The sequence below is a fragment of the Mycobacterium sp. genome, assembly GCF_036488105.1.
In the GTDB taxonomy this organism is placed as follows: Bacteria; Actinomycetota; Actinomycetes; order Mycobacteriales; family Mycobacteriaceae; genus Mycobacterium.
This window is the reverse complement of the sequence record NZ_DASXHW010000542.1, coordinates 1-7,420: the sequence shown is the minus strand read 5'-3', so window position 1 is coordinate 7,420 and position 7,420 is coordinate 1. Positions and strand designations below refer to the sequence as shown.

8 protein-coding genes and 2 pseudogenes are annotated in these 7,420 nt (G+C 65.9%); 6 read left to right on the top strand and 4 right to left on the bottom strand.

Features of this window, described 5'->3' with window-relative positions; translation table 11 throughout:
- Nucleotides 1-19: 19 nt before the first annotated feature.
- On the bottom strand, nucleotides 20-1,234 hold the full coding sequence (locus tag VGH54_RS28550; RefSeq protein ID WP_331515523.1) for an IS110 family transposase: 1,215 nt from the start codon (nucleotides 1,232-1,234) through the stop codon (nucleotides 20-22).
- Nucleotides 1,235-1,460: 226 nt separating this feature from the next.
- Between VGH54_RS28550 and VGH54_RS28545 the strand changes: the two genes are divergently transcribed.
- From VGH54_RS28545 to VGH54_RS28535, 3 genes are read left to right on the top strand one after another with little or no spacing between them, the layout of a single operon-like run.
- Complete coding sequence (locus VGH54_RS28545; protein ID WP_331515522.1) at nucleotides 1,461-1,895, top strand: hypothetical protein; 435 nt, start codon at nucleotides 1,461-1,463, stop codon at nucleotides 1,893-1,895.
- A gap of 18 nt (nucleotides 1,896-1,913) precedes the next feature.
- A complete protein-coding gene (locus tag VGH54_RS28540; RefSeq protein WP_331515521.1) occupies nucleotides 1,914-2,375 on the top strand; it encodes a DUF1003 domain-containing protein in 462 nt (153 codons plus the stop codon).
- Entirely contained in the window at nucleotides 2,372-2,974 is a 603-nt protein-coding gene (locus VGH54_RS28535) for an HdeD family acid-resistance protein (protein ID WP_331515519.1), read from the top strand. Before VGH54_RS28540 ends, VGH54_RS28535 begins: the two co-directional genes overlap by 4 nt.
- 425 nt (nucleotides 2,975-3,399) lie before the next feature.
- Here VGH54_RS28535 and VGH54_RS28530 read toward each other — a convergent pair whose 3' ends face one another.
- Nucleotides 3,400-3,987 (bottom strand): dihydrofolate reductase family protein, encoded by a 588-nt coding sequence (locus tag VGH54_RS28530; RefSeq protein ID WP_331515518.1) that lies wholly within the window; start codon nucleotides 3,985-3,987, stop codon nucleotides 3,400-3,402.
- 128 nt (nucleotides 3,988-4,115) lie between these two features.
- Between VGH54_RS28530 and VGH54_RS28525 the strand changes: the two genes are divergently transcribed.
- Nucleotides 4,116-4,472 (top strand): SRPBCC domain-containing protein, encoded by a 357-nt coding sequence (locus VGH54_RS28525; protein WP_331515524.1) that lies wholly within the window; start codon nucleotides 4,116-4,118, stop codon nucleotides 4,470-4,472.
- Here the strand turns inward: VGH54_RS28525 and VGH54_RS30135 are convergent.
- Nucleotides 4,402-5,040: pseudogene (locus tag VGH54_RS30135) on the bottom strand (GNAT family N-acetyltransferase); the annotation flags it as partial. The gene VGH54_RS28525 and the pseudogene VGH54_RS30135 overlap by 71 nt on opposite strands.
- A gap of 184 nt (nucleotides 5,041-5,224) precedes the next feature.
- On the bottom strand, nucleotides 5,225-5,968 hold the full coding sequence (locus tag VGH54_RS28520; RefSeq protein ID WP_331515517.1) for an SDR family NAD(P)-dependent oxidoreductase: 744 nt from the start codon (nucleotides 5,966-5,968) through the stop codon (nucleotides 5,225-5,227).
- Nucleotides 5,969-6,121: 153 nt separating this feature from the next.
- On the opposite strand from VGH54_RS28520, the gene VGH54_RS28515 reads away from it, so the two are divergent.
- Both VGH54_RS28515 and VGH54_RS28510 read left to right on the top strand, forming a co-directional pair.
- Nucleotides 6,122-6,712, top strand: coding sequence for a TetR/AcrR family transcriptional regulator (locus tag VGH54_RS28515; protein WP_331515516.1), 591 nt, complete (start codon nucleotides 6,122-6,124; stop codon nucleotides 6,710-6,712).
- A 341-nt stretch (nucleotides 6,713-7,053) separates the two neighbouring features.
- A pseudogene (locus tag VGH54_RS28510) lies at nucleotides 7,054-7,420 on the top strand (hypothetical protein); the annotation flags it as partial.

Sequence of the window (7,420 nt, the reverse complement as noted above, 5' to 3'; positions counted from 1 at the left end):
AGGAGTTTCAATGACCGTGTCAAGCCGCCGATGGCGTTTTGAGCGGTGCTGTGGGTTGGAATTCGCGGCCGTCGCGCAGCAGCACCCAGACGAGGTCTACGAGGCGGCGGGCGAGCGCAATGAGCGCTTGGGTGTGGATCTTTCCTTCGGCTCGTTTGCGTTGGTAGAAGGTGCGGGACGGGCCGTCGGGTTTGATGCTGGACAGGGCGGCCAGGTAGAAGACGCGACGCAGGCCGCGGTGGTAGCGCTTGGGCCGGTGCAGGTTGCCCTTCACGCGGCCGGAGTCCCGTGGGACGGGCGCCAGCCCGGCGTAGGCGGCAAGCCGGCCCGGGTTGCCGAACGCCGTGTGCAGGTCACCGCCGGTGTCGGCGAGCAGTTGCGCTCCGAGGATCGGGCCGAAGCCGGGGATGCTGGTGATCGGTTTGGCGTGCCGGTGCTGCCCGAAGCGTTCGGTGAGCTGCTTGTCGAGGTCTTTGATCTGTCGGTCCAGCTCGAGCAGTTCGGCGGCGAGCCGGGCGATCAGCGGCGCGGTGATCTCCTCACCGGGCAGGGTGATGGTCTGTTCCTCCGCGGCGGCGAGCGTCTTTTCGGTCATTGCGGGGATGCCTTTGGCCCACGCGCCATGCTCGACCAGGTAGCCCCGCACCCCAGCGGGGCCGGCCTCGCGCAGCCCGGTGGGGGTTTGGTAGCCGGTGAGCAGGATCAGCGCCGACCTGGTCGAGTAGTCGAAAGCCCTTTCCAGGGCAGGGAAAACCGAGGCGAGCAGGCCACGGATCCGGTTCACGCCACGCACCCAGTCAGCCATCAGGTCTTCCCGCCGCGCGGTCAGCACCTGCAGATCGGCCACGATCTGATCCGGGCTGGTGATCGGCATCAGGTCGGTCCGCAGCCGGGCGGTCTCAGCGATCGTCCTGGCGTCCTTGGCGTCGGTCTTGCCCTCGCCGGCGAACGCCCCGGCCATCCGGTTCACCAACCGGCCCGGCACATACAGCACCGGGCGACCGGTGCCCAGCAGCAATGTCAGCAGCAGACCCGCGATGCCCGAGGTCATGTCGACCGCCCAGACCACCTCGGTCCCGGCCTTGCCAGCGCGGGCGATCAACGCCTCGACCGCGGCCTGGCCGTTGGCGACCTGTTGGCTGAACATCACCTTGCCCTGCTCGTCCACCGCGCACGCGTGATGCGCGCTCTTACCCACATCGATCCCGACCCAGATCTTGTCTCGGACCTTCACCCGGCACGTGCTCCTGCCTACTCGCTCCGACCCCGTGGACGACCCCGCCAGCAGCTCCATAAACAGCGACCAAATGCGCACAGATTTCAATCAGCGGCCCGGGCGTCCAGAACAACGGGGCGGCCACTCCTTTGAAGCCACCAACGACAAGCAGACATCAGCCACACCCCGTTGCCCTGGGCATCTGAGACAACGGCCCAGACAACCACAACCTTATGGAGTGGACATGAAGCCATTGTCCGAACAGCTCACTGAACTCGCGGCCCGCGCGAAGAGATCCGAAGAGTTTGTGAACGCGGCCCACGCGAAGAACCGCGCCTACCTCGACGACCAACGCGAGACGCTGAAGAAGTCGATCGCCACCGGCAAGGCCCGGATGAACGCAGATGCGGCGGTTGCGCAGGACAAGAACCGCACGTGGTGGAACGACACTCGGCAGTCGATCGATACGCGAGTCGCGGAGCTTCGTTCCGAGCGCGACGACCACCGCGCGGCACACGACGTGAAGAAGGCGGAGCGCCGGGCTGAGGATGCCGAGGAGGACGCGGGCTACGCCGTCGACTTCGCGCTCCAGATGCTGGACGAGGCGGAGTACGCGGTCGCCGACGCCATTGTTGCCCGTATCGACGCCGACGAGTTCGCCGCTAACACGTCCGCCTGAACAGCGAGGGCGTCGGCCATGACCACCACTGCTGCCCAACACCCGGTCGTCGAGGCTGAGGGGAGCCGGCGACACGAGAACCTGCAGCTGCGCATCGCGGACGCGGTAACGGGGTTCGCCGGGTCCATGCAGTTCGTCTACCTGCACGCGCTGCTCTTCGCGGGATGGATGATCTGGCTGGAGCCGAGCCCATGGCCGACGCTCACGCTGTTCGTCTCACTCGAGGCGATCTTCCTGTCGACGTTCGTGATGATCGGGCAGAACCGGCAGTCCGACTTCACCCAAGCCAAGGCGAACCACGACTTCGCCGTGACAGAACAAGAGCTGCACGAGAACACCGAGATCACTCGGCTCGTCCAGCAGCTCACCGTCGAAATACACAACCACTACGTGCGCCGTGCGCGGGCCGACTCGCATTCAGCGGTTGGACGGGACGGTTCGCACCCCGCTGACGTAACCCAAGAAGGGGAAAGACAATGACAAACTCGATGCTCCGTGATGCGGAGGAGAGGGCCGAGGACGGTCCGCTCGGCCGGTTCCTCGCGCCCGTAACCGACAACTGGTGGCTGCTGCTCGTCAGCGGAGTCGCGTGGCTCCTCGTGTCGATCGTGATCTTCCGGTTCGACTACACGACGGTGGCTGCCGTGTCGGTGCTGTTCGGCATCGTCGCGCTCGGCGCGGCCGCGAACGAGGTGCTCCTGGCCACCGTCTCGTCGAAGGGATGGCGAGTCGCGTATCTGGTGATGGCGGGGCTGTCGTTCGTCGTCGCCATCGTCTCGTTCATCCATCCCGGTGACACGTTCGTCGCGCTGGCCGCACTCGTCAGCTTCTACCTCGTATTCCGCGGTTCCTTCGACCTGATCATGGCGTTCTCGCTGAGTCGCTACCTGCCCGGCTGGTGGTTGCTCGGGATCACCGCCATCGCAGAGCTGCTGATCGGGTTCTGGGCAGCCGGTTCGTGGAACAACTCCGTGGTGGTGCTTGTCGCATGGGTCGGTGCAGCGGCGCTGACGCGGGGGATCACCGAGATCGTCGGCGCGTTCCAACTTCGCGACGTCGGCCGCACGGTGTCGCGATAGTCGCCGCCCACATCACCGTGACGAACCGAGCAGCTTCCGCCGCAGGTACTGCGCCACGATGCTGTGCCGCCCAGCACGGAATCAAGTGGCCGGCACCGGACCGAGAGTGGTTATAGATATCAGCCCGACCGATCGGTCAAGCAGGCAGCTTCGGTCCGTTAGCGCGTCACTCGCGCCGCACAAAAAGGTGGGTCGTTCGTGGTCGGGTTCATGCCCGGTTTGATCGTCACCGGTCCGGTTCGCGCCCTGAGCCTTCAGCATCCGCAGTTGGAGATCGAAGTTCTGCGAACCGGCTGGGACGACCAGATCAATACCCGAATGGCGCGATGGCGCGGCAGAGCTCCGCCATCGCCACGGACCGCGCAAAGAGCGCGCGGGGGAAGCCTCCGGTCGCCCTCGGAAGGGAAGGCGGCGCCATGCTGTGTTCAGCGTTGGACGTGGTAGTGCATGTGGGTGACACCGTCCTCGCCCTCGAGGATTCGGGTGCGCTGTAGTTCGATGTGCTCGGGCCCGAGGTTGTCGAACAGGCGGCGGCCTTGGCCGAGGAGCACCGGGATGAGGTGGAGTTCGAGCTCGTCGAGGACACCGGCGGCGAGCGCGAGCTGCGCGGTAGCCGCGCCGTGGACCAGCACGTTCTTCTCGCCCGCCGCACGCTTTGCCTCGGACATCGCGGCTTTGACGTCGTCCACATAGGTGACCTGCGGCCAGTGGCTCACGTCGATGCCGGGCGGTTGGCGGCTGAGGATCCAGATCGGCACGCCGTCGTGGTGGTCGCCACCCCAGCCGTCCGCGGGCTCGAAGGTCCCCCGGCCGGCGACGACCGCGCCAGTGGCCATCACCTCCTCGAACACCTGGCCGTTGACGCCCGCCGGTCGGAACGCTCCCGAGTCCGGGTCGATGCCCCACTCGTGCAGCCGGTCCCCGCCGTCGCCGAGCCCGTTGCCCGGTCCCGCGTTGGGGCCGGCGATGAATCCGTCGAGGGACATAGACATGTAGAGAACAGTTGCGGACACGGCGTTTCCTTCCGATCGTCTGCGTACTCGGCTCGAATCTGTCCGACCAAAGGCGGGCAACGACGGACCAGGACGTTCGGCTCGCGCGTGATCTACGAGCGCTACAGGCGCGCCCGCGATGAGTCGGACTGACACCGCCGTCCGAGTCATCAGCACCTCGCCGGAGGCGGGTATTCGCCGCGCTGACCGACTCCAACGCGCTTGCCGTGTGGCTACCGCCCCGACGGATGACCGGCCGGTTCGAGCACTTCGATGCGCGTCCCGGCGGGTCCTACCGACCGGTCCTGGCGTACGCGGACGCGTCGGCCGCGCGGGAAGTCCGCCGTCGACTCGACGTGGTCGACGCCATAGGAGGTCACCCCGTCGACGCCCGATCACGCGTCGACATCAGGGCCGACGATGTGCCCGACGGGATCAACGCTGCAGATCACGCGGCGGGAGTGTCGTCCTCGCTGGACAATCTCGCCGCTTCCGTTGAACGCTGAGCGCAGGCTTCCTCGCAGCACGGTGCTCGTCGCTACGGCGACCATCCGTGTCGTAGCGACGGAGGCTCAGATCTACGGTCGCCAACTGCAGCAAGCGGCGGCTACACAGGCCCGCATAGGGATCGCTATCCGATCGCCGAATTATCGTCGCTGTCCGGGTCAGACTCAGACGCCAGTCATTCACGCGCATCTGATGTCCCGGAGGGTATTCGACGGTTGCCTCTCCGAGCAGGATGAATCCGTTGGCACGACAAATCGCATTCGAGGAAAGGTTGTTCGGGCTCGGGAACGCGTGGATCGCCGTGCATGAGCCATCCTGACGAGCGATGTCGATGACCATGGCTGCCGCCTTCCGAGCGACGCCGTGGCCTCGATGTTCGGGGAGAACGCCCCATCCCGTTTCATACACGTCCTCGCCGTTCCACTCGCGCGGCCAGTATCCGACGCTGCCCACGGCCGATTCCCCGACCACGATGACGAACATCTTGCCGCCGCCGGGTGCGGGTGAGACGTAACGCGCAAGGCGAGCACGAACCTTCTCATCGGTCTCGGGACCGCCAAGGTGGGCAGTTGCTTGATGTCGACGTTGCCAGCCAACTCGCGATAGAGGGGAAGGGCAGCCTCAAGGTTCTCAACTTCGACGTTTGCGATCATCGCTCGGAATTGCTGTTCACGCCGATCTTCCTTTCGCGGTTTCGCGGCGCCATCAAGCTCACCGCGGGGTGGGGCGGGCCGCACGTCCGCAGGGTTGGTCAGACCTGGACTTGGCCACCGTCGACAAAGTGCTCGGCGCCAGTGATGAAAGAGCTCTCCGGGCCGGCCAGGAACGCGGCCAGCGCTGCCACCTCGTCGGGACGGCCCATGCGCTGCAGCGGCAGTCGCGAGGACAGCACTGTGTGGAAGTCTTTACGGCTCAGGCCGAGCCGGTCGGCCACCCGGTCGATCGCGGGGGTCGCGATGGGGCCGGGCGTGATGACGTTGACGCGCACGCCACGCGGGGCCAGCTCCGCGGCCCACGTCCGGCCCAAACTGCGCACGGCGGCCTTGGACGCGGCGTAGACGCCCATTCTGTCGGCGCCTTGGTGGATGGTGGAGGACGCCAGCAGAATCACCGACGCGGGCTGTGCGAGCAGTGGCAGCGACTTCTGCACGGTCAGCAGGCTGCCCTTGGTGTTCACGCCGAAGACGAAGTCGAACTGCTCTTCCGCGACGTCCTGGAGGCGGGACCCGTCGCCCAGGCCGGCGTTGGCCACGACCGTGTCCAGCCGCCGTCCGTCCTCGCGGATGACGTCCATGACTCGGTCGAGGTCGGCAGCCTGCGAGACGTCGCACGGCACCGCGACTGCATCTGGGCCGATCTCTAGGGCCGCCGCGTCGAGTTCGTTCTTGCGCCGGCCGGTCAGGTAGACGCGGGCGCCGTCATCGGCAAAGCGCTGGGCGATCGCCCGTCCGATACCGCTGGAGGCACCGGTGACCAGGGCTGTCTTGCCGTCCATGGGGCGCATCGCACCCATTCCTCTCGAATAACTATGTCGTTTGCGGCTCGTAGCCGTCACGCGACGGGACGGACGGTTCGGCCTTTCTTGACCGCCTCGTCCAGAACCTAGCTGATTCTGGACGAGGTAGTCAAGAATGGGTATCGTCAGGCCATGGCACGAACCCGAAGCTTCGATGAAGGCGAGGTGCTGCGCACCGCCAGGGACCAGTTCTGGTCGACCGGCTACGCGGCGGCGAGGGTGGACGACATCGCCGCGGCCACTGGTCTGGGCAAGGGCAGCCTCTACGGCGCCTTCGGCGACAAGCACCAACTCTTCCTGCGCACCTTCGACGACCACTGCGCCGCGCTGGTCGAGGCAGTGCGTCGGGCGCTCGAGTGCCCGGATACCCACGCCTACGAACGGCTAAGCGCGCACGTGCTGTCGGTGGCAAACGCCACCGCCTCCGACGTCTGTCGGCGTGGCTGCCTGCTCGCTAAGGGCACCGCCGAACTCTCGGAGCACGATCCGGCCGTGGCGGCGACGGCCGGCCAGACGTTCGCAGCCATCGAACAACTGATCTGTTCCTGCATCGCGGGAGCGCAGCGGGCCGGCGACATCAAACAGGAGGCAGACCCCAACCGACTGGCCGGACTCCTCCTGGCGGTGTTGCGCGGGATCGAAGCGCTGGGCAAAGGTGGACGCAGCCCCGATGCGCTGCGCGCGATCGCCGAAACTGCCTTGGCCGTCCTGCCCGTGCCATAGGACAGCGACCGTTCGGACAGGGAAGTTGCCAGCGCGACGCGTTATCTATACGAGCCCGTCGGGCAGACACCGCGGAGCGGATGGACGCACTTCGCGCCCTATTACGCGTTACCGCGCACCCGAGACGGGCGAAGCATCGCCTTCGCCGTGGAGAGTCGTTGTGTAGCGAGCGACTGGTCCGGACGTGCTGCGGTCCAGTGGCCGCCGCTGGCGTTGCATCCGATCGGCCGCAATTCGGACTTGCAAACGCCGCAACGACTTGAACCAGCAGTTCCTTGCGGATCGCTGCGGATTGTGTGCACTGACATTCCGGTGACATCGGATGCCGTGGCGAAGCGTGCTTGGATGCGGAAAACCCTTATATTATCGGGTATTCATGGGTGGAGCTGGTGGGACGTTACTCGAAACTGGCAAACCCGACCGTACTACCCCAGTTCCCTACACTTCAGTATGGACAACTCGAATATACAGGTCAAGACCGGTTGGTACCGGTACCGCGGATACATGCTATCGAGCGGCGGCTTGAGGCTGACATAATCAAGCAACTCGTTCAAGACTACGAAGCTGGCACCCCGTCCACCGAGCTCACCGAACGCTACGAGTTGGGTAAGGGCACCGTGCTCAAATTGCTGCGTGCCCATGGAGTAACTATCCGGCGGCAAGGTCTCTCCCCCGCCCAAATCCAGGAGGCGACCGCGCTGTATGCCG

Excerpts from the sequence above, each read along its gene's own strand:
- VGH54_RS28545 (WP_331515522.1), top strand. The coding sequence starts at position 1,461 with ATGAAGCCATTGTCCGAACAGCTCACTGAACTCGCGGCCCGCGCGAAG.
- VGH54_RS28540 (WP_331515521.1), top strand. The coding sequence starts at position 1,914 with ATGACCACCACTGCTGCCCAACACCCGGTCGTCGAGGCTGAGGGGAGC.
- VGH54_RS28535 (WP_331515519.1), top strand. The coding sequence starts at position 2,372 with ATGACAAACTCGATGCTCCGTGATGCGGAGGAGAGGGCCGAGGACGGT.
- VGH54_RS28520 (WP_331515517.1), bottom strand. The coding sequence starts at position 5,968 with ATGGACGGCAAGACAGCCCTGGTCACCGGTGCCTCCAGCGGTATCGGA.
- VGH54_RS28515 (WP_331515516.1), top strand. The coding sequence starts at position 6,122 with ATGGCACGAACCCGAAGCTTCGATGAAGGCGAGGTGCTGCGCACCGCC.